The 20,118-nt window shown below is 45.4% G+C and carries 21 protein-coding genes; 20 read left to right on the forward strand and 1 reads right to left on the reverse strand.

What is annotated here, in order from left to right; translation table 11 throughout:
* Positions 1 to 8: 8 nt before the first annotated feature.
* From dapC to CLV27_RS01700, 9 genes are all read left to right on the forward strand, one after another.
* The gene (gene dapC / locus CLV27_RS01660; RefSeq protein WP_132525169.1) at positions 9 to 1,172 is read left to right on the forward strand and encodes a succinyldiaminopimelate transaminase; all 1,164 of its coding nucleotides are present in this window, start codon (positions 9 to 11) and stop codon (positions 1,170 to 1,172) included.
* The gene (locus tag CLV27_RS01665; RefSeq protein WP_132525171.1) at positions 1,169 to 1,558 is read left to right on the forward strand and encodes an ExbD/TolR family protein; all 390 of its coding nucleotides are present in this window, start codon (positions 1,169 to 1,171) and stop codon (positions 1,556 to 1,558) included. Before dapC ends, CLV27_RS01665 begins: the two co-directional genes overlap by 4 nt.
* Positions 1,551 to 2,006, forward strand: a complete 456-nt coding sequence (gene tsaE / locus CLV27_RS01670; RefSeq protein ID WP_132525173.1) for a tRNA (adenosine(37)-N6)-threonylcarbamoyltransferase complex ATPase subunit type 1 TsaE — start codon at positions 1,551 to 1,553, stop codon at positions 2,004 to 2,006. Before CLV27_RS01665 ends, tsaE begins: the two co-directional genes overlap by 8 nt.
* A gap of 11 nt (positions 2,007 to 2,017) precedes the next feature.
* Positions 2,018 to 3,304 (forward strand): phosphopyruvate hydratase, encoded by a 1,287-nt coding sequence (gene eno / locus CLV27_RS01675; protein WP_132525175.1) that lies wholly within the window; start codon positions 2,018 to 2,020, stop codon positions 3,302 to 3,304.
* 76 nt (positions 3,305 to 3,380) lie between these two features.
* Positions 3,381 to 3,935, forward strand: a complete 555-nt coding sequence (locus CLV27_RS01680; RefSeq protein WP_132525177.1) for a C-GCAxxG-C-C family protein — start codon at positions 3,381 to 3,383, stop codon at positions 3,933 to 3,935.
* Between the two features lies 1 nt (position 3,936).
* Entirely contained in the window at positions 3,937 to 4,857 is a 921-nt protein-coding gene (locus tag CLV27_RS01685) for a hypothetical protein (RefSeq protein WP_132525179.1), read from the forward strand.
* Positions 4,858 to 4,859: 2 nt separating this feature from the next.
* Positions 4,860 to 5,222, forward strand: a complete 363-nt coding sequence (locus CLV27_RS01690; protein ID WP_132525181.1) for a toprim domain-containing protein — start codon at positions 4,860 to 4,862, stop codon at positions 5,220 to 5,222.
* A 21-nt stretch (positions 5,223 to 5,243) separates the two neighbouring features.
* Complete coding sequence (gene rnr, locus CLV27_RS01695) at positions 5,244 to 7,367, forward strand: ribonuclease R (RefSeq protein ID WP_132525183.1); 2,124 nt, start codon at positions 5,244 to 5,246, stop codon at positions 7,365 to 7,367.
* The gene (locus tag CLV27_RS01700; RefSeq protein WP_132525185.1) at positions 7,364 to 8,272 is read left to right on the forward strand and encodes a histone deacetylase family protein; all 909 of its coding nucleotides are present in this window, start codon (positions 7,364 to 7,366) and stop codon (positions 8,270 to 8,272) included. The genes rnr and CLV27_RS01700 overlap by 4 nt, the downstream gene beginning before the upstream one ends.
* On the opposite strand, the gene CLV27_RS01705 is transcribed toward CLV27_RS01700, so the two are convergent.
* Entirely contained in the window at positions 8,269 to 10,587 is a 2,319-nt protein-coding gene (locus tag CLV27_RS01705) for an EAL domain-containing protein (protein WP_132525187.1), read from the reverse strand. The two genes, CLV27_RS01700 and CLV27_RS01705, sit on opposite strands and share 4 nt — an antisense overlap.
* 63 nt (positions 10,588 to 10,650) lie before the next feature.
* Here CLV27_RS01705 and CLV27_RS01710 point away from each other — a divergent pair, with 63 nt between their 5' ends.
* From CLV27_RS01710 to CLV27_RS01765, 11 genes are all read left to right on the forward strand, one after another.
* Positions 10,651 to 11,331 carry a YfgM family protein gene (locus CLV27_RS01710; RefSeq protein WP_132525189.1) on the forward strand — a complete coding sequence of 227 codons (681 nt, stop codon included), beginning with the start codon at positions 10,651 to 10,653 and terminating at the stop codon, positions 11,329 to 11,331.
* Entirely contained in the window at positions 11,328 to 11,981 is a 654-nt protein-coding gene (gene upp / locus CLV27_RS01715; protein ID WP_132525191.1) for a uracil phosphoribosyltransferase, read from the forward strand. The genes CLV27_RS01710 and upp overlap by 4 nt, the downstream gene beginning before the upstream one ends.
* Complete coding sequence (gene hisS, locus CLV27_RS01720) at positions 11,971 to 13,203, forward strand: histidine--tRNA ligase (protein WP_132525193.1); 1,233 nt, start codon at positions 11,971 to 11,973, stop codon at positions 13,201 to 13,203. The genes upp and hisS overlap by 11 nt, the downstream gene beginning before the upstream one ends.
* A 2-nt stretch (positions 13,204 to 13,205) precedes the next feature.
* Complete coding sequence (locus tag CLV27_RS01725) at positions 13,206 to 14,324, forward strand: 1-deoxy-D-xylulose-5-phosphate reductoisomerase (RefSeq protein WP_132525195.1); 1,119 nt, start codon at positions 13,206 to 13,208, stop codon at positions 14,322 to 14,324.
* Complete coding sequence (locus tag CLV27_RS01730; RefSeq protein ID WP_132525197.1) at positions 14,315 to 14,827, forward strand: cob(I)yrinic acid a,c-diamide adenosyltransferase; 513 nt, start codon at positions 14,315 to 14,317, stop codon at positions 14,825 to 14,827. Before CLV27_RS01725 ends, CLV27_RS01730 begins: the two co-directional genes overlap by 10 nt.
* Positions 14,828 to 14,992: 165 nt before the next feature.
* Positions 14,993 to 15,661: a 7-carboxy-7-deazaguanine synthase QueE gene (locus tag CLV27_RS01740; RefSeq protein WP_132525201.1), complete on the forward strand. Its 669-nt coding sequence runs from the start codon at positions 14,993 to 14,995 to the stop codon at positions 15,659 to 15,661.
* Positions 15,661 to 16,839 carry a 3-deoxy-D-manno-octulosonic acid transferase gene (locus tag CLV27_RS01745; protein WP_132525203.1) on the forward strand — a complete coding sequence of 393 codons (1,179 nt, stop codon included), beginning with the start codon at positions 15,661 to 15,663 and terminating at the stop codon, positions 16,837 to 16,839. The genes CLV27_RS01740 and CLV27_RS01745 overlap by 1 nt, the downstream gene beginning before the upstream one ends.
* Positions 16,836 to 17,915 carry a tetraacyldisaccharide 4'-kinase gene (gene lpxK / locus CLV27_RS01750; protein WP_132525205.1) on the forward strand — a complete coding sequence of 360 codons (1,080 nt, stop codon included), beginning with the start codon at positions 16,836 to 16,838 and terminating at the stop codon, positions 17,913 to 17,915. Before CLV27_RS01745 ends, lpxK begins: the two co-directional genes overlap by 4 nt.
* On the forward strand, positions 17,869 to 18,738 hold the full coding sequence (locus CLV27_RS01755; protein WP_132525207.1) for a lysophospholipid acyltransferase family protein: 870 nt from the start codon (positions 17,869 to 17,871) through the stop codon (positions 18,736 to 18,738). The genes lpxK and CLV27_RS01755 overlap by 47 nt, the downstream gene beginning before the upstream one ends.
* Positions 18,722 to 18,991 carry a DUF7990 family protein gene (locus CLV27_RS01760; protein WP_132525209.1) on the forward strand — a complete coding sequence of 90 codons (270 nt, stop codon included), beginning with the start codon at positions 18,722 to 18,724 and terminating at the stop codon, positions 18,989 to 18,991. The genes CLV27_RS01755 and CLV27_RS01760 overlap by 17 nt, the downstream gene beginning before the upstream one ends.
* Positions 18,988 to 19,863 carry an ArsA family ATPase gene (locus CLV27_RS01765; protein WP_132525211.1) on the forward strand — a complete coding sequence of 292 codons (876 nt, stop codon included), beginning with the start codon at positions 18,988 to 18,990 and terminating at the stop codon, positions 19,861 to 19,863. Before CLV27_RS01760 ends, CLV27_RS01765 begins: the two co-directional genes overlap by 4 nt.
* Positions 19,864 to 20,118: the final 255 nt, after the last annotated feature.

Genomic DNA, 20,118 nt, shown 5'->3' on the forward strand with positions numbered 1-20,118 from the left:
AGAGCTCTATGAACAGCAGGATAAGGAACTTAAAAGCCTACCCGATGGATAGGCTTGTCAAGGCAAAAGAGGAACTGAAGGCAGCCGGTAAGAAGATTTACGACTTTGGAACGGGAGACCCAAAAGAGCCAACGGCGGAGTTCATAAGGAGAGCTCTCATAGAAGCCGTCCCGGAAGTCAGTCAATACCCAACGGTTAAAGGCAGGAAAGACCTAAGGGAAACAATCGCCAATTGGTTTAAAAACCGTTTTGGCGTAGAACTTGACCCAGAGCTTGAAGTAATACCGACTGCCGGCTCAAAAGAAGCAATATTCCACTTTCCCCTCGTATTCATAGATACGGACACAGAGAAAAGAAGGGTCATATACGGAACCCCGGCGTATCCGGTTTACGAGAGGGGAACTCTATTTGCAGGCGGGGAACCCTACCCGGTAGAGCTCCGCTACGAGGACAGTTTCCTCCTTCGGCTTGACAGAGTCCCAAGGTCAATCTTAGAAGAGACCGCCATCGTTTGGATTAACTACCCCCACAACCCTACAGGGGCAGTTGCACCCCTTTCCTACTTAGAAGAAACTTACGGAATATGCAGGGAGTACGAAATTATCCTCTGCTCCGATGAGTGCTACACAGAAATCTACTTTGAGCGTCCTCCCCACTCCCTTCTTGAGGTTGGAAAAGAGGGAGCTGTTGTCTTTCACTCCCTCTCCAAAAGGAGCGGAATGACAGGCTACCGCTCAGGGTTTGTTGCCGGCGATAGAGAAATCGTTCAAACCTACCTTAAGTACCGCTCCTCCTTCGGCGTGGCATCCCCAGACTTCATCCAACAGGCTGCAAGGGCCGCTTGGTCCGACGAAGAACACGTTAAAGAAAGGAGACAAATTTTTAAAGAAAAAAGGGACATTTTCGTTAAGTTCTTTAAAGAATTAGGCCTTGAGTTCCTCTACCCTGAAGCTACCTTTTACTTCTGGGTAAAGTTACCTGAAGGTATTTCCAGTGAGGAGTACGCTCTACACCTTTTAAGCTACGGAATAGTTATCTCTCCGGGTGAGTTCTTCGGAAAAGGAGGAGAAGGGTCCTTCCGTATCGCCCTCGTTCCAACCCTTAAAGAGTGCCAAGAAGCTGTAAAGGTCTGGAAGATTGCCCACAAAGAGTTCATGGAGAAGAAACGTTGAGAATAAGGGAAACAAGGAAGAAACTCATAGCTGACATTAACCTTTCTCCCATACTTGACCTATCTTTGATGCTTGTCATTTTCTTAGCAGTAACAACAGAGTTCATCTCTGGAGGAGAGATAAAGGTTCAGGTACCAAAAGGCGGTGCAGCAGTAGTAACTACGAGGGATGTGGTAAAAATCATCGTGGACAAGTGGGGGAAAATCTACTACGACGGGAAAGTCTACAGTGACCCAGTCAAACTGATAAAGCACCTGCCACGGAACCGTCCAGTATTTATAAAGGCCGATAGAGAAACGCCTTACCTTTACGTCTTCTCTCTCTTAGATACCCTCAGGAAATCGGGCATAAAAAAGGTCTCACTTGTGGGGCAGAGAGTTGAATAGGTGCTCGGTTAGAACGAAGAGCGTAGAAGAAACCCGAGAACTTGGAAAAGCATTAGGAGAACTTTTACCCCCAAAGGTAGTAGTTATCCTATCCGGAGAACTTGGCTGCGGAAAAACTGAGCTTACGAGGGGCATAGCGGAAGCCCTTGGAATTCCGGCTGATGATGTCTCCTCTCCATCATTTAACCTTGTCCACGAGTACGATGAGCTAATTCACGTGGACCTTTATAGGTTAGACTCCATAGAAGCAGCTGAAGACATAGGAATTGAAGAGCTCCTTTTAGACAATAGGCCAAAAATTATTGAGTGGGGAGAAACGATAGAGGAGCTCCTTGAATGTTTACCAGTCATCAAAATAAGGTGCAGACAGGCAGGGGAAGAGAGGGAGTTTGAAATTAGCGACTCTACAGGTAAAATCTGCCGCGAACTTCTTAAAAAACTCTCATAGGGAGGAGTCTAATGTCAAGAATAGAAAGCGTTAAAGCGAGGGAGGTTCTTGACTCAAGGGGAAACCCGACAGTTGAAGTAGAGGTAACCCTTGAAAGCGGCGTTACAGCGAGGGCATTAGTTCCAAGTGGCGCTTCAACGGGGGAAAAAGAAGCGCTTGAACTCCGCGATAAAGACCCAAAGAGGTACTACGGAAAAGGAGTCTTAAAGGCAGTCAGGAACGTTAATGAAGTAATCGCCCCAGCCTTAGTAGGCCTTGAGTCAACAGACCAAGCAAACATTGACAAGCTCCTCATTGAGCTTGACGGAACGGAAAATAAGAGCAACCTCGGCGCCAACGCTATCCTTGGCGTTTCAATGGCAGTGTGCAGGGCTTCAGCAGAAGAGCTTGGACTTCCACTCTTCCGCTACATTGGGGGAACAAACGCAAAGGAGCTCCCAGTCCCGATGATGAACATCCTAAACGGCGGCGTCCACGCAGACAACAACGTTGACCTTCAAGAGTTCATGATAATGCCCGTCGGCGGAGAGACCTTCTCTGAATCCCTCAGGATGGGCGTTGAGGTCTACCACACCCTCAAGAAAGTTCTCCAGAGGATGGGACACTCAACTAACGTAGGAGATGAAGGAGGATTCGCTCCAAACCTCTCCTCAAACGAGGAGGCAATTCAGGTTATCCTCAAGGCCATAGAGGAGGCTGGCTACACTCCCGGAGAGGACGTCCTGATAGCCCTTGACGCTGCATCCTCAGAGTTTTACAAGGGAGATGGAATATACGAACTTTCAGGAGAAGGAAAAACCTTTGACAGGGAAGGACTCGTTGACTTTTACAGGAATCTGGTTGAAAAGTACCCAATCATCTCCATAGAGGACGGAATGGCCGAGGACGACCACGAGGGTTGGAAGCTCCTTACAGCCGCCCTTGGCGACAGGGTTCAGCTCGTTGGCGATGATGTTTTCGTCACAAATACGGAGCTCCTTAGGGTTGGCATCAAAGAAGGTTTCGCAAACTCCATCCTTATTAAGCTTAACCAGATTGGAACGGTAACAGAAACCCTTGAAGCCATTGAGATGGCAAAGAGGGCAAGCTACACAACTGTCATCTCCCACCGTTCCGGAGAAACCGAAGATACGTTCATCGCAGACCTTGCGGTAGCTGTCAACAGCGGACAGATAAAGACAGGAGCTCCTGCAAGGAGCGAGAGAAACGCCAAGTACAACCAGCTCTTAAGAATAGAAGAACTCTTGGGGAACGCTGCCGTCTACAGGGGAGCGGAAGTCTTCTATAACCTTGACTAAGAAAACACCTTGCCCCCTCTCGGGGGCTTTCCTAAATTTTCCATCTCAAATAATACACAATACAGGAGGTTTAATCTTGGAGTTTAAGAAGATAATGGAAAACGTTTTGTTTATTTCTGAAACTCTTGAAGGAAAAAAGGAGGTAAAAAACCCTTCTACAGAAAGGATAAAAGAAAAAGCCTACAATCTCTACTGGAAGTATAACTGCGAGTGTGGAGTTGTAACTGCCTTCTACGAAGAAGCGAACCTTTCAATAAACTTTAAAAAAGTTAGGGCTCTATCAGAGGAACTCCCTTATAGGTGGAGCTCCATTTGTGGAGCAGTAACCGGAGCCTTCTATGTACTGGCTGCTTCCCTTCCCGAAGAACTCTTAGAGAAAGCAGTAAAAGAAATCATCAACTACCACAACAGAACTCCCCTTCCACAGTTTAAAGGAAGAGGTGGCGTTCACATACCTAAGGCACCGGCAGGCTCCATTCTCTGCAGGGACTCAATAATAAACTGGTGTAAGGCTACAAAAATTAACCCCCGTAGCAGGGAAAGGACAGAAAGGTGCGCCCGCATAACGGCAGACATTGCAGGGAAGACGGCGGAGCTCCTTAAAAAGTATGCAGTAGCTGCCGTTAAATAAAATGAACTTTACGGAGCTCTACTTCATAATCATCTCTGCCGTAGCTTTCGGCTACGTTCTTGCAGCAGTTCTCGTTGAAACGAAATTTGTCAACTGGCTGGGGCTAAAAACCCTCCGCCTCTCCCGATTCGGAATTCATCCCCTCTTAACGAACGTTCCAGTGATTTACTTAGTCTCCCCAAGGGCTGCCCACGTTGTAGCTTCAGAGCTCCTAAAAGAGGGGAAAATAGAAGCAGTAGACCTTTACCTTGCAATCCTTGCCTCAAACTTTCCAATGAGGCTTATGTTCCTCTACCGCTACTACCTGCCGGTTCTCTTGCCACTGATAGGAGCTGTTGCAGTATACTACGCACTCCTTAGGCTGGCCTTTGACATTGTCGTTTTAGCTACAGTCTCTATCATTGGCAGGCTCCGCTACAGGAAGTTACACTTTGAATACCCAAAGTATGAATCGGTAAAGGTTGAGGTTAACCTTAAAGTCCTAAAAGAAGGCGTGTTAAAGGGTTTAAAAGAGGCTGCCCTATTTACAGTAAAGTTTACTCCCCTGTTCCTGCTGGTTGTTTTCCTCATAAAAGAAGGAGCTATGGAGTGGCTGACCAACAAGCTCGGGCCGTACTTTGGAGCTCTCGGCTTTGATTCTCTGGAAATTACTTACATAACAACAGCAGCGATAAGTCCGCCTGTTGCCTACGGCCTCATAAAGGTAATGCTTGCAAGGAATTACGCCGTTACCCACATCTTAGGAACAATGGCTGTTGGTAACGCAATGTTTTCCCTCCTAAGGAGCTGGTGGGCCTACCTTCTTCCCTATTACTTAGGACTCTACCCTATAAGAATAACAACGATGCTCCTTCTATTACAGGCCGGACTGCCGATTGTTTACAATTTTAGTGTTGGGGTGTTACTCGTAAAGGTGTTCTAAAGATGGAGAAGCTAAAGGTCTACATAAGCGAGCTAAAGCAGTTTTCCCTTAAAAACCCAGACTGGGTAATTTTGGTTGAGGGTAAAAGAGACCTAAAGGCCCTTGAAATGTTCGGGATAGAAAACGTCGTAGACATGAAGGGGAGGAAGTACCACGACATAGCTGAAGAGCTCTCCGAAAGTTACGTTGGAGTAGTTCTACTTATGGACTTTGACCCCGAAGGTGAGACGATTTTCAGGAAGCTCACTAAGGTGCTAGAGCTTTACGGACTAAAGATTGATACTTCTTTCAGGGAAAGACTAAGAGAGCTCGGAGTAAGGTTTGTGGAGGAAATACCTCTACTCCTTAGGTTACCCCGCTGGTAAAATGAGTAGTTGGAGGAAAGAATGGAATACAAGAACTTAGAAGAAGGAATATTTAAGGCACTTGAAAAGCTTAATAAACCCCTAAAAGCAAGGGAAATCGCTAAGTTCCTCGGAATACCCCCAGAGGAGAGGCAGGAGCTCCGCGAAAAGCTAAAGGAGCTTGCCAAAGAGGGAAAGCTCGTAAAGCTGAAAGGCGCCAAGTACGCCCTACCTGAGAAGTTCAACCTTGTCGTCGGAAAGCTCTGCGTCTACAGGGAAGGCTTCGGGTTCGTTGACCCTATAGATGGAGGTAGAGGCGTTTTTGTTCCCGGCAAAAATATGGCCGGTGCAATGAACGGTGATATAGTCGCCGTTGAGATAGTTAAGGAATTTCCCGACGGTAGAAAGGAAGGTAAGGTCGTCTCCGTTATAGAGAGAGCAGTAAAGAAAGTCGTCGGAAGGGTAGAAAAGCACCGCCGACACTGCTTTGTGATACCGGAGGATAAAAGAATCCGCTACGATGTTTTACTTACCCACGAAGACTGTAAAAAGGTAGAGGACGGCGACTACGTAGTCGTTGAAATCATATCCTACCCCTCAGATACCCGTGGACCCGTTGGGAAGCTCTTAGAGAACCTCGGCAAAACAGGACCTAAGCTTGACATAGAGCTCATAATAAGGAAGTACGACCTGCCGGTTGAATTCCCTCCAGAAGTTCTAAGAGAGGCAGAGAAAATTCCAGACCAAGTAACAGAAAAAGATTTAGAAGGCAGGGTAGACCTCAGAGACCAGCTCTGTTTTACCATAGATGGGGAAAACGCAAGGGATTTTGACGACGCCGTAGCCATAGAGAAACTTCCAGACGGAAACTACAGGCTCTTTGTCCACATTGCAGACGTTTCACACTACGTAAAACCCGGAAGCGCCTTAGACCTTGAAGCCTACAGGAGAGGAACGAGCGTTTACTTCCCCGATAGGTGCATCCCAATGCTCCCCGAAAAACTCTCAAACGGTATCTGCTCGCTAAACCCAAACGTGGACAGGCTCACATTTACCTGCGAAATGTTAATAAACAGGCGGGGAACTGTTATTGATTACAAGATTTATGAAAGCGTAATCCACAGTAAAGCCCGCCTCACCTACACGATAGCACAGAGGATAATAGATGGCGATGAAGAAGCAATTGAAAAGTTCCCCCACGTGGTAGAGTCGCTAAAGGCTATGTACGAGCTTGCCCAAATACTCTACAAGAAGCGCTACAAGAGAGGTTCTCTTGACTTTGACCTACCAGAGCCTGTTGTTGTCCTCAACACAGAGGGAGAACCGATAGACATATACAGAGCTGAAAGGCTCTGGAGCCACAGAATAATAGAAGAGTTCATGATTGCAGCCAACGAAACTGTTGCAGAGTTTATGTTCTGGTCAGACTACCCAAGTGTTTACAGAGTCCACGAGTCTCCAGATAGAGAAAAACTTAGCGAGTTCCTAAACTTTGTTAGGTCACTCGGCATAAGGGTTCCCGCCGTTAAGAACGATATTCAGCCCAAGCTCCTTCAGAAAATCTTAGAGCAGGTTGAAGGAAAACCTGAGGAAAAGCTCGTTAACTACCTAATGCTTAGAACCATGGCAAGGGCTAAATATTCCCCCGACAACATTGGCCACTTCGGCCTTGCCTCAACCCACTACACCCACTTTACCTCACCTATAAGGCGTTACGCCGACCTACAGCTCCACAGGCTCGTAAAGATGGCCCTAAGAGGGGAATTTACCTCAGATAGCATTCCCTACTGGGAAGAAAAACTTGAAAAGGTCTGTAAACACGTAACTGAACGTTCAATAAACGCCGATGAAGCAGAAAGGGATGTTATAGAGCTCAAAAAGCTCCAGTACGCAAAGAACCATATAGGTGAGGTCTTTGAGGCTATTATCACGGGAGTTACAGAACAGGGACTTTACGTTGAAACCATAGAACAGCTAATTCCCGGCTTTATCCACGTAACAAACCTGAAAAATGACTACTACATCTGTATTCCAAAGCAGTACTGCCTTGTTGGAGAAAAGACGAGAACGGTCTTTAGAATCGGGGACAGAGCTCTCGTGAGGCTCCTCCACGTTGACACCGAAAACAGAAAAGCAGAGTTTGAAATGGTGAGGAAGCTAAAATGAGAACAGCAGTAATTTATGACGATATATTCTTAAAGCACGACCTTCCTACCCACCCTGAGAACGCCCTGAGGCTAAAGTATTTCCTTAAATCTCTACCGGAATTTAACATTCCGGTCCTAAAACCCAAAAACGTTAGCTACGACATTCTAAGAGCCGTTCACTTTGAGAACTACATAGAAGACGTCAGAATTTCCTGCCGGGAAAACGCTCCCGGCTTCTTTGACCCAGATACCTACTATGGGGAGTACACCTTTGACGTAGCTCTCATGGCCGCCGGTGCTGTGGAAATGGGGGTTGAGCTGCTACTCTCTGGGAAGCTCCGCTCTGTTTTCTGTGCCGTCAGACCCCCCGGCCACCACGCCGAAAAAGGTAGGGCTATGGGCTTTTGCATATTCAACAACGTTGCCGTTGGCGCTGTAAAAGCCCTCTCCTTAGGAGCCCAGAGAGTCTTCATCGTTGACTTTGACGCCCACCATGGAAATGGAACGCAGCACATATTTGAAAACACTCCAGAAGTCTTTTACTTTTCCACCCACCAGTACCCCTTCTACCCCGGAACGGGTAGCACAAAAGAAAACAGAAGCAACGTCCTTAACGTTCCGATGAAAGAAGGAACAGGAGACGCTGAGTTTCAGAAAGCTTACGGGGAAACCTATAGAAAGGCCGTTAAAAGCTTTAGCCCTGACATAATACTCGTATCGGCTGGCTACGACCTCCACCGGGATGACCCACTTGCGGGACTTGAGGTTACAGACAGCGGAATTGAATACATAATCACCCAGATTTTAGAGTCAGCAGAAGAGCTGAAAATTCCCGTTCTCTTTTCCTTAGAGGGAGGTTACAACCTATACGCTCTGGAGAGGTGCGGGAGAATAACCTTCAGGAAGCTCGCTGAGTTCTCTTAACTAAGCTGGGTTGGTTTCCCCAAGTAGAATCCCTGTCCGTAGTCAACTCCCAGCTCTTTAACTTTTTCCAGAATCTCCTCAGAGGAGATAAACTCAGCAACCGTCTTTATATTCAGCTCCTTAGAGAAAAGAACTATATGCTTTACAAGGGTCTCAGCATCTTTTGACTGGACTACTTTTGATATCAGACTACCATCAATCTTAATGTAGTCTGGCTTTATAATTGTTATGTACTCGTAGTTGGAGTAACCGCTACCAAAGTCATCAATAGCAAGCTCTGCCCCAAGTTCCTTCACTTTTGAGTAGAAACTTTCTAAGATACGAAGGTCGCTAAAGGCCTCAGACTCCACTATCTCAAAGCAAACTTTATCGGCAACGCCGTAATTCCTGATAACCTCAATTAACCAGTCCCTCATAGTAGAAGAGACTAAATCCTCTGAGGAGATATTTAGAGCAACTTTTATCCCCTTTTCCCTAACAGTAAGTAAAGCTTTCTCTATAAGCTTCTTAGAGAGTTTGTTGTAAATGGATATCTTCTTCGCAACAGGAAGAAAATCTCCCGGCATCAATAGCTTTCCGTCCTCATCAACAATCCTCATGAGAGCCTCGTACTTTTCAACCTCTCCAGTTTGGAGGTCAACAATAGGCTGAAAGACAGGAATTACTCTATCGTTGGAAATGGCGTCCTTTAACTTCGTCGCTATTGTGATGTTTTTCTGGAGCTCCCTGTAGAGCTCCTCAAGGTCTACATCAAACACGTATATGTCCATATTCCTCTTCTTAGCCTCCTGCTCTGCAATTTCCGCCTCAATAATCGGCTGCTCCCTGTTCCTTGAAATGCCGGCAACTACGTCCAGCCTAAACTTTATATCTCCAACCTCAAACTCCTGCTGCTCAAGCTTTGCAATAATTCTTTTAACCATAGAAATAAAATCACCCTCGCTTATATCAGTAACCAAAAGCCCAAACCTGTCTCCCCTTATCCTGTAGACCCTCGCGAACTTGTTCTCCCTTTTTGCCAGCCTCTTCAAGAATTTGCCAAAGGTTCTAAGTATTCTGTCCCCCTCCTTCATACCGAAGAGCTCGTTTATCTCCCGGAAGTTCCTGATGTTCACAAGGGCAAAGTTAACCTTGGAGGTCGCTACCTTTCTAAGGTCTTCCTCAAACCTATTTCTGTTCCTAAGTCCTGTAATGTTATCCTTATAAGCCCTAAGTACCATCTCCCTGTTTAACTTGGTTAGTTGACGGTTCCTCTTAAAGAGCTCCCGCAAAGTTTTTCTAAGCTCCTCCATAAAGTACCAGATGCCAAGGGTGGAGCTTGAGAAGATAACAAGAACAACTAACGAACCTACGAAAAGGGCAGCTTTCATAGTGCCCATAAACTCTCCCTTAAGAACAACGGCCTCCTTAAAGAGGTCATCCTTCGTAACGTAGCTTCCTATCAGCCAGTTCCACCTACGGTAAAGCCTCAGGTAGTAAACCCCGGAACCATTGTTAATAAACAGCCCTGATTCAAGCTCCTTTTGAGGGAGTCTCCTAACTACAGCTAAAAGCCTTCTTTCCTGCAGGGAAGAACCGGTTTTTCCGTTAAGGTCAACAATAAAGAGGTTATAGATTCTCCCCTCCTCTTTTAGGATTCTCTTAACGTACTCCTTAAAGTCAGAAAGGTAAAATCCTCCCCCTATTATCCAATTGTACGGTTTAAAGAGTTTCAAGAAGGAGATTTTCTCATCAACTTTTTTCGTTCCGGGAAGGTACCAGTAGTAAGTAACAAATCCCTCATTGTTAGGAGAGTAGAGAACCGTTCTCTCAAATTCCCTATGGACAAGCTTCCCTTTGGCGTCCTTTATATTCCAAACGTTTTTTCCTTCAAGCTCAGGAAAAAGGGGATTAAGAACTACAGGGCCTTTCACGGAATCAATGAAAATGTACCCTTTGCCTTCAAAGAACCTGTATCCCTTTAAGGCCTCATGAATCAACCTCTTAATTTTATTATCACTGCATTTAAGAATTTTACAGGTTCTGTATATAGAAGTAGCTATTTTATGGGCATTAAGAACTTCTTCCCTGACTTTCCTTTTCATATCTTCTTTAAGGAGAGCTTCCTTCTTGGAAAAAGAAAGAACAGTAGCATCAACTATTTCTTTCAGTCTCTTTTTATTTTGCTCAAAAATAGAGACGTAAATGGCCTCTTCAACTTCCTTTCTAAATAGGTAGTTACTACCTGCCATAAAAAGGACTGAAGCTACCAAGATTAAGAGAAGTAGGTAGCCTATCCTTCTTACTTCTTTAAGACGTGTAAAACTCTCCGCCAATTTCTCCTATCCCAATAATTGTTACAATGTAGGTGTCAGAATTAATATATTAGGAGGTCTCCATTGAAAAAACCACCTTACAGAGCATATAGGAAGAAAGAAAAGAAAAAGGAAGAGCTCCCCGTACACTTACCAGAGAAAATAGACACCCCAGAGGCAGAACAACTCGTCTCTGACCTTTACAGGATAGCCCATTTCCTCTCAGCTAACTGGAAGAAAATTGCAGGAGCCCTTCTACTTTTCGCCGTAATAGCTGGCAGTTACGGAGGATACGTATGGCAAAAAAACCAAAAGGAACTTAAAGCAGCAAGGATTGTTGACGAAGGGCTCTACTTTTTAAGGTCTGGAAACGAGAAAAAAGCTACAGAACTCTTTTCTAAAGCCCTAAAGGAGTATAAAGGAGCTCCTTCTACAAAAATAGCCGCCTTTCTACTTGCAAAGATTGAGAAGAAGGAAGAGCTCCTAAGAGAGCTCTCAAAAACAGACAGTTTCTTAGTCTCTCCTCCATCCAAAACTGGAATGGTAGCTGCAGAAATTGACAAGAACGATTTAGATGCTGCCCAAAAAATCATTTCCCAAATCAAGAGGGATAAAGACTGGACCTATCCAGAAGCAATCTACGACAGGCTTCTCATAGCTCTTAAAAAAGGAGATTCTGAGAGCGCGAAGGATGCCTTAGAAACGCTCAAAGGTGACTATCCAAACCTTCCTATAACGACCCTTGCCCGGAGGATTGCAGAGTGAAGCTCCTAAAACCGGAAAACGCACTTATAGAAGAACTCCTTGCGACAATCCGAGATAAAAACACACCTTACTACGTTTTTAGAGAAGACCTTGAGCGATTAGGAGAACTGCTCATAATAGAGGCCCTCAAAGAGTTAAAACTAAAGGAAAAAACTGTAGAAACTCCTGTAGCCCCTGCCAAGGTAAAAACCGTTTCTGAAGAAGTCGTCTTCATAGCCATTTTAAGGGCCGGATTATCCCTACTGCCAGCTGCCCTTAGGGTTTTCCCTAAGGGAAGACTCGGCTTTATTGGAACTTACAGGAACGAGGAAACACTACAGCCGGTTAACTACTACGTCAAGTTTCCTCTTTTAAAGAGTGCTCGCTACGTTCTCCTTGACCCGATGCTGGCAATGGGAGGAACAGCAGAGCAGGCGGTGAAAGTCCTCCTTGAGAAAGGTATTGAAGAAAACAACATAACCTTTATCTCCATCGTCTCTGCACCAGAAGGGATTAGAAGGCTTGAAAAATTTAGAGGGTTAACTATCATAACTGCATCGGTTGACGAAAAGTTAAACGGCAACGGCTACATAGTTCCCGGACTTGGAGATGCCGGGGACAGGTTCTGTGGAACAGAAAACGTGGAGGTGGTAGAGTCCCATGGAGTTTAAAGCTGTAAGGGGTGTTGAGGATTTAATCCCTCCCGAAAGCGAAAAATTTGAGAAGGTTGTAGAAAAGTTCAAGGAAATCGTAAAGAGGGCTGGATTTAGAGAGGTTATCCTACCGATATTTGAGGAGGCTGGACTATTTACAAGGAGCGTCGGAGAAACGACGGACATAGTTCAAAAAGAGATGTACGTCTTTGAAGATAAAGGCGGCAGGGTAATTGCCTTAAGACCTGAAGGAACAGCTTCTGCTGTAAGGGCCTACGTAGAACACGGCGTTTTTGCAAAAGAACCCTTTACAAAGTGGTTCTACGTTGGTCCTATGTTCAGGTTTGAAAGGCCTCAGGCCGGAAGGAAAAGGCAGTTCTTCCAAGCTGGATGTGAAATTTTCGGCCTTTCCTCCCCCGGAGCGGACGCAGAGGTCATAAAGGTAGCTTCTGACATATTAAACAACTTAAATGTTGAATTTACCTTAGAGCTTAACTCCATAGGTTGCGAAAAGTGTAGGCCAGACTACCGGAAGGCACTTTTAGACTTCCTTGAAAAGCAAAAGGACAAGTTGTGTGAAGACTGTCAGAGGCGGTTTGAGAGAAACCCGCTAAGGGTACTTGACTGTAAGAACGAAAAATGTAGGGAAGTAGTAGAGAAAGCCCCTTTAATTACCGATTACCTGTGCCCTGAGTGTAGCGAGCACTTTGAGAGCGTGAAGAATTTCCTGAAAGCTTTAAAAGTTGACTTTAACGTTAACCCCTTCTTGGTGAGGGGACTTGATTACTACACAAGAACTGTATTTGAGTTTAAATCGGACAAACTTGGAGCTCAAAGTACCGTCCTTGCAGGCGGAAGGTACGACAAGCTCATCTCTCAGCTTGGAGGTCCCGATACTCCTGCCCTTGGCTTTGCTCTTGGCGTTGACAGGGTAATGCTGCTACTACCCGATATAGAGGAAAAGAGAGACGGCGTGTTTGTCATAACAGGAGGAGAGAAAGCCTACAGAGAAGGGCTCAAATTAGTTGACCTCCTCAGGAAGAAAGGCTTTAGGGCAGAAATAGACCACAGGCAGGGAAGCTTCAAATCACAGATGAAGGCTGCTGACAGGGTTAAAGCCAAATACGCCGTTATAATTGGCGAGCTGGAGCTCTCTGAAGGCTTTTACTCCCTCAAAGAACTTGAAACTGGTAAACAAGAAAGGGTAGATACCTTAGAAGCCCTCCTTGCAAGGCTTTAAAGATGAAAAGGGTACTCATCCTCGGCTCAACAGGCTCTATAGGTGAGAGCTCCCTAGATGTCATCAGAAGGTTCCCCGAAAGGTTTAAAGTCATAGGACTTGTGGCCGGCAGGAACGGGAGGAAACTAAGGGAGCAGGCGGAAATTTTTAAACCCGAAGCTGTCTGCCTTGTAGAAACTCAAGAGTTTTTCTCTTTCAACGGGAAGTTTTACACAGGTCTTAAAGGCGTAAAAGAGCTTATAGAAACAGTTGACTTTGACATCTGTATATCGGCAATCTCTGGCTCTGCCGGCATTCTGCCAACCTATTGGGCAGCTCAAAAAGGGGGAAGGTTAGCCCTTGCCAACAAAGAGTCCTTAGTCTGTGCCGGTAAATTTATCACCGAAGTGGCGAAAGAAATTATCCCCGTTGATAGTGAACACTCTGCAATATTCCAGTGTTTAAATGGTGAAAGGAAGGATAGCGTAAAGGAAATAATTCTTACCGCCTCCGGAGGCCCATTTAGAAAGAGGGAAAATCTTGAGGACGTAACGCCGGAAGAGGCCCTAAAACACCCAAACTGGAGTATGGGAACTAAAGTTACAGTTGACTCCGCAACTCTTATGAACAAGGGACTTGAAGTAATAGAAGCCTGTTGGCTCTTTAACCTCCCTCCCGAAAAAGTAAAGGTCGTCATTCACCCTCAGAGTATAGTACACTCCCTTGTAAGGTTCTCTGATAACTCCGTTATCGCCCAGCTCGGCGTTCCAGACATGAGGATACCTATAGCCTACGCCCTAAGTTATCCTGAGAGGCTACCTTTGGAGGTTGAAGAACTCCGGCTGGAGCTCTTTGGACTGGAGTTAACCTTTGAAGAGCCGGACACTGAACGCTTTCCCTGCTTAGAGCTCGCCTACAAAGCCTTTAAAATGGGCTACCCATACCCAATAGTCCTAAACGCAGCCGATGAAGTCGCCGTTGAAAGCTTCTTAAAGAGAGAAATTCCCTTTACGGCCATACCTAAGGTGATAGAAAAGACTATGGAGTTAGCAGACTTTGAAGAACCCTCATCAGTTGAGGAAGTAGTTGAGATTGATAGAAGAGCAAAAGAACTGGCCAGAAAGGTAGTAGAATGCCTTTAAAGAGAGGCTTCGTCCACGTTTATACCGGGAACGGTAAAGGGAAAACTTCTGCAGCCCTCGGCCTTTGCCTAAGAGCCTTAGGTAGGGGACTCAGCTGTTGCTTCATACAGTTCCTAAAGGGAAAACCTACAGGTGAAATAGAGGCAGTGAAGAAGTTACCAAACTTTCACTTTATCCAGACCGGAAGACCAGATTACGACTTCTGCGTAACGGAAGTTGACAAAGAGCTTGCCCTAAGGGGTTTCCAGCTTGCAGAGGAAGCTATAGAAAAATTTGACATTTTAGTTCTTGATGAGATAAATATTGTTGTTCACTTAGGACTAATTCCCCTAAGTAGGGTCATTGACCTGATAGATAGGAAACCGCCAAGGGTTGAGCTTATCCTAACAGGGAGGCACGCAAAGGCAGAAATCATCAAGCGGGCAGATTACGTAACGGAGTTTTGTCTTGTCAAACACCCGTTTTACAGAGGTGAAAATGCGAGGGAAGGGATTGACTTTTAAGTTGGTAGCCGTATGTTTCTTACCCCTATTCCTCTCAAGCTGTATTCCGTTCCTCGTGGCAGGAGGGGCGGGAATGGCAGCCGGATACATAGCTGGCAAGAAGTACGACATAAAGGTCAGGTCTCCGATAGTGGTTAAAAAGGAAGAGGAAGAGAAACGGTCAAAATGAGAATTACCCTCTCAGAAACTTTCGTCTCCATACAGGGAGAAGGCTTAGACGTTGGCCAACCGGCCTTCTTCATTAGAACTGGAAGGTGTTCCGTAGGCTGTAAGTTCTGCGATACAAGGTATGCATGGAACTCTAAGAAAACAGCACAAGTAACGGAAATTGTAAAAGAAGCTTTAAAATCAAAACTGCCAGAAGTTATCATAACAGGCGGAGAACCCCTTGAGGAAGAAAACCTCCCCCTACTAATTAGACTCCTATCAAAGGAAGAAAGGATAAAAAGAATCACTATAGAAACCTGTGGACACATCTTTAGGGACGACCTGCCGGGGGAAAAACTAAAAATCGTCCTCTCACCTAAACCTCCAACAATGGGAGTTACTTTCCCTGAAGAATCCCTCAAGAAATTCCTGAAAACTTACGAACGTGCCTACATAAAATTCGGAGTTTTTAGCCAAAAGGACTTTGAAACCATAAAGACATTTGCTTTTAAAAACAGTGAGCTCATAAAAGAACCAATCGTAATCCAACCCCTTGAAACGCCCTTTGAAGACTATATAGAGACGTGCAGAAGAGTTACCCATATGGTTGTGGAAGATAGGGAATTCGTAAACGCTTTCTCCGTTAGAATTATTCCCCAAGTCCACAAACTTATTGGGCTAAAGTGATGCTTTTATGGCTCTATAGCGCTGTACTTCTCGGCCTCTTACCTTTCTTTCCTGTGGTAAAGTTTGCAGCAAGGAAGCGGGGGAACGTAACACTACTGTCCCGCTTCTCCACCTCTTTTCCGGAAGGAGAGGAAAAAATCCTCCTTCACGTTTCAAGCGTTGGAGAAGCAACCTCAGTCAAGCCACTTGTAAGGGCTCTCAAGGGAAAAGTCGCCATAACAGTCTTTACCGACTACGGCTTAGGAAGGGTAAAAAAACTCTATCCCGAAACTCCCTCTCGCCTACTCCCAGTAGATATCTACCCAGTAGTAAAGAGTTTCCTCAAGAAAACAAAGCCCAAAAAGATTCTAATTTACGAGACCGAAATTTGGCCTTCACTATTAAAAGCTGCAAAGGAACAGGGCATTCCTGTTTACTTTGTTAGCGGGAAGATATCTGATAGAAGCTTTAAAAACTACAAGCGCCTAAGGAAATTTTTAAAACCTCTCGTTGACAAGGCCGTCTTCCTTGCCAGAACAGAGAAAGACGCTGAAAGGGCAAAAGAGGTAGGTTTTGGGAGAGTTTTTACGGTAGGAGACTTAAAGCTTGACGTTCCCAAACCAGAAAACTTGGCAGAGCTCCATATAGAAGGAGAGAGGAAGGTCTTAATCTGGGGAAGTACCCATCCCGGAGAGGAAGAGTTAGCCTTTAAGGTTCACAAAAAGTTAAAGGAACACTTTCCTTCCATCCTTACAGTCATAGCCCCAAGACACGTCGGAAGAGCAAAGGAGCTCTCTCCCCCCGGAAAAACAGCCTTCAGGAGCAAAACAAAGAGAATAAGCAAGAATGTTGATTTCTACATAGTTGACACGATAGGTGAACTCGCATCTTTATACCGCTATGCCGACGTGTGCATAATAGGGGGAAGCTTTGTTCCCGGAATCGGCGGACACAACCCTGTTGAGGCAGTCCTGTGGAAAAAACCGGTCATTATGGGGAAGTTCTGTAACGATTTTCGCGACGTGGCTGAGCTCCTGCAAATTCCAACCGCTAAGAAGGAAGAGCTCCCAGAGCTCTTAAAGAATCTCCTTTCAAACGAGACAATTTATAATAAATTCTGTGAGGACACCTTTAGCTCCTACCTAAAGCAAAGGGGCGTAACTGAAAGAATCCTTGAATCCATAGGAGAGAGGGGTTGAACGCCGACGAACTGAGAAAGAAGGTTGTAAGGAAAGAAGGAAAGTGGAAGCTCCTCTTCCCTTTCCTGTGGGGGCTTTCAAAACTCTACTGTGGAGCTATGGCTTTTCGCAACTTCCTATACGATGCCGGTTTTCTTAAATCCTTTTCTTCAGGACTTCCGATAATTTCCGTTGGCAACATCGTCGCCGGCGGAGCAGGAAAAACCCCTCTTACAGAGTCCATCTACTTACTCCTTGAGGAGGTCGGCTTTTCTCCCGCAATTGTCAGCAGGGGATACAGAGGAAAGGAAAAAGGGCCCGCTTTCGCTAAGCCAGACCCAAAACGGTTTGGAGACGAAGCATCCCTCTACGCCCTAAAAAAATACAGAACTGTAGTGAGCAAGGAAAAGGTTGAAGGGATAAAGTTTGCCTTTAAGAACGGAGCAAACGTTGTAATCTTAGACGATGGATTTCAGCACAGGAAAGTTACTCCCAAGATAAACATCGTTGCCATTGACCCCTTTAACCCCTTTGGCGACGGCTACTGCCTACCTCTCGGCCTTTTGAGGGAGCCGCTAAAAGGTCTCAGCAGAGCAGACTGCTTTGTCATAACACGAAGCAACCTTGTAGATACAAAGAGACTTGAAAGCCTTGAGCTATACCTACGAACCTTTAAAAAGCCTATATTCCACGCTGAGCAGAGCTTTAAGTTCTGGGTTAACCAGAACTTTGATAGAGTAGAACCTCCGAAAGGAGAGATAGACGTCTTCTGTGGAATAGGCAACCCGGGACAGTTCGTAGAGATGCTCATAAGGATGGGATATACCATACGGAACCTGTTCATCTTTCAGGACCACCACGAGTATACGGAAGAAGAGATTGAGAAACTCAAAAGGCTTGAAAACCCCGTAACTACCGAGAAGGACCTGATAAAGCTAAAGGGTAAAGGAATCAAAGCAAGAGCTCCCGTCCTAAGGCTTGAAGCCTACGGGCTCAAAGAGTTCATACTCTCTAACCTTGAAGGAACGGAAAAGGTAAAAGAGGAAGAAATTGAAGGAGAATTTACACCTGCTGGAGTATCTACTTTTAAGGGTTAGCCTCTTTACAGTAAACAAGCTCTCCCGTGAAACGGCCTTCAGGATAGGCGATAAGTTAGCAGAAGTCCTCTACAGCTATCCGAGAATAAAGAAGGTAACAGAGGAAAACCTTCTATTTACCGGCTTCCCAAGAGAAATCGGCAAGGAGAGCCTTAAGAACTTTATAAGGTGCTCAGTAGACTTTTTCCGATTACCTTCCTACTCCTTTGACTACTTAAAGAGCCTATTTAAGCCCGTTGACCCATCAAAAGTTCCCGAAGGTGGAGGTATCCTTTTAACCGCCCACATAGGCAACTGGGAACTGATGGGAGCTCTCTTTTCTGCCCTAAGTGGAGGAAAGCTTTCTGTAGTTGCCAAGCCCATGAAAAACAAAAGGGTAGACAGGATAATAAACTCAATAAGGGAGTCTTGGGGCATAAAGGTCATTCCAACAGGGAACGTCATTGAAATCGTGAAAGACCTAAAACGTGGTCGCTACGTAGGGATTCTCCTTGACCAGAGGCCAAAGGTTAAAGAGGGAGTTCTCACAACATTCCTTGGAAGGCAGACCTACACGAACAGGGGTGCTGCAATACTCAGCATAAAAACCGGAAAGCCTGCCATTCCAGCCTTCTGCTTTATTGAGGACGGAAAGTACGTAATAAGAACCTACGAGCCGATTTACCCAGAAGGTAAGAGCGTAGAGGAGCTGACACAGGAGTACACAATGGCAATTGAAAAGGCCGTGAGAGAACACCCAGAACAGTGGTTCTGGTTTCACAGGAGGTGGAAGAACTCCCCGGAGTTTAAAAAGTGGAGGGAAGAGCGTGAAGGAGTTTCTTAAAAATCTAAAGCTCTTCTTTAAAGGAGCTCTCCTTGACTCTGCAACCGACAAGCTTGAGTATAAGGCTAAGGTTCTAAACGACAACCTACTGACCGTGGTATTGAGCCACAGGCTCGGAATTCCAAACCCCGTTCACTACTACCTTGTGGAGCTCCTACCCCACATTGCAGTTGAAATAAAGGGGTGGGAGAGGAGAATGGCAGACAGAAAGAGCGTAATCTCCCGCGCCCTCGGAGAGGTAGGAGAGCCTTGAAAGTCTTTTTCTTTTCTGGCAAGGGTGGAGTGGGGAAGACAACCGTTTCCTCTGCCCTCTCCTTAGGATTTGCCTCCTCAGGCTACAAAACCCTTTTGGTCTCCTTAGACCCTGCCCACTCCCTATCCTTAGCCCTTAAAAAGGAAATCGGCGGGAACGTAAAAAAGGTCTGTGATAACCTCTACGCCATTGAGGTTGATGTTGAAAGGGAGATGAAGAACTACCTGAAGAGGGTAGAGAAGGAAGCTGAAAAAATCGTAAGCCCTGTAATTCTTGAAGAGATAAAGGAAGAGATAAAACTTGCCTTCTACTCTCCGGGAAGCTTTGAGCTTGCAATCCTTGACTCAATATACAGGATTTTAAAAGAAAACCTTAAATCTTTTGACAGGATAGTTTTTGACACAGCACCATCGGGCTACACTGTAAGGCTCATAGCACTGCCGGAGCTCCTTTTAAAGTGGCTTGAAAGGCTGATAAACCTAAGGGAAGAAGCCCTCCGTTACGAGGAGATGGCAGGACTCAGAAAAGAGGAGGAAGACCCAGTCTTAGAGATACTTAAAAGGAGAAAGGAACAGGTTCTCTTCTTAAGGGAAAAGCTCTTAGACGAAAAAATAACAACCTTTGGAGTTGTAACAACGCCGGACTCAATGCCGATTGAGATAGCAAGGAGAACGATAAAAGAGCTTGAAACAAGTGGAGTAAACGTAAAACTCGTTGTATTAAACAGGTGTCAAAAGAACTGTAAAGAATTTGAAAAGATTTTTGGCAAGAAGGTAGTAACTGTGGAGCTCTTTAAAAAAGAACCGGTAGGAATTGAACCCCTGAAGAAAGTGGGGAACTCCCTCCTTTCTCAACTAAACTACTCTCAGTAGTGAGGGAGACATAGCCCCCTCAGATTCCCCCCTTAAAAGTATGAGACCTGCTTTTCCCCTTCCTTAAAACTCCTCCCCGTGAAAGAAAATCCCTTCAACTTTTCAGGGCATTTCAACATTACATCAAAACTCGTTGCGGAAAAATGGGTAAACGAGAGTCGCAATCCCGCTCACTTTTTCGGGCATTTCAACTGGGGAACTTCTTGCACAGGCAGGCATAGGAGCCTGCGTTTCGTCGCAATCCCGCTCACTTTT

It is taken from the genome of Phorcysia thermohydrogeniphila (assembly GCF_004339575.1).
Taxonomy (GTDB): Bacteria; Aquificota; Aquificia; order Desulfurobacteriales; family Desulfurobacteriaceae; genus Phorcysia; species Phorcysia thermohydrogeniphila.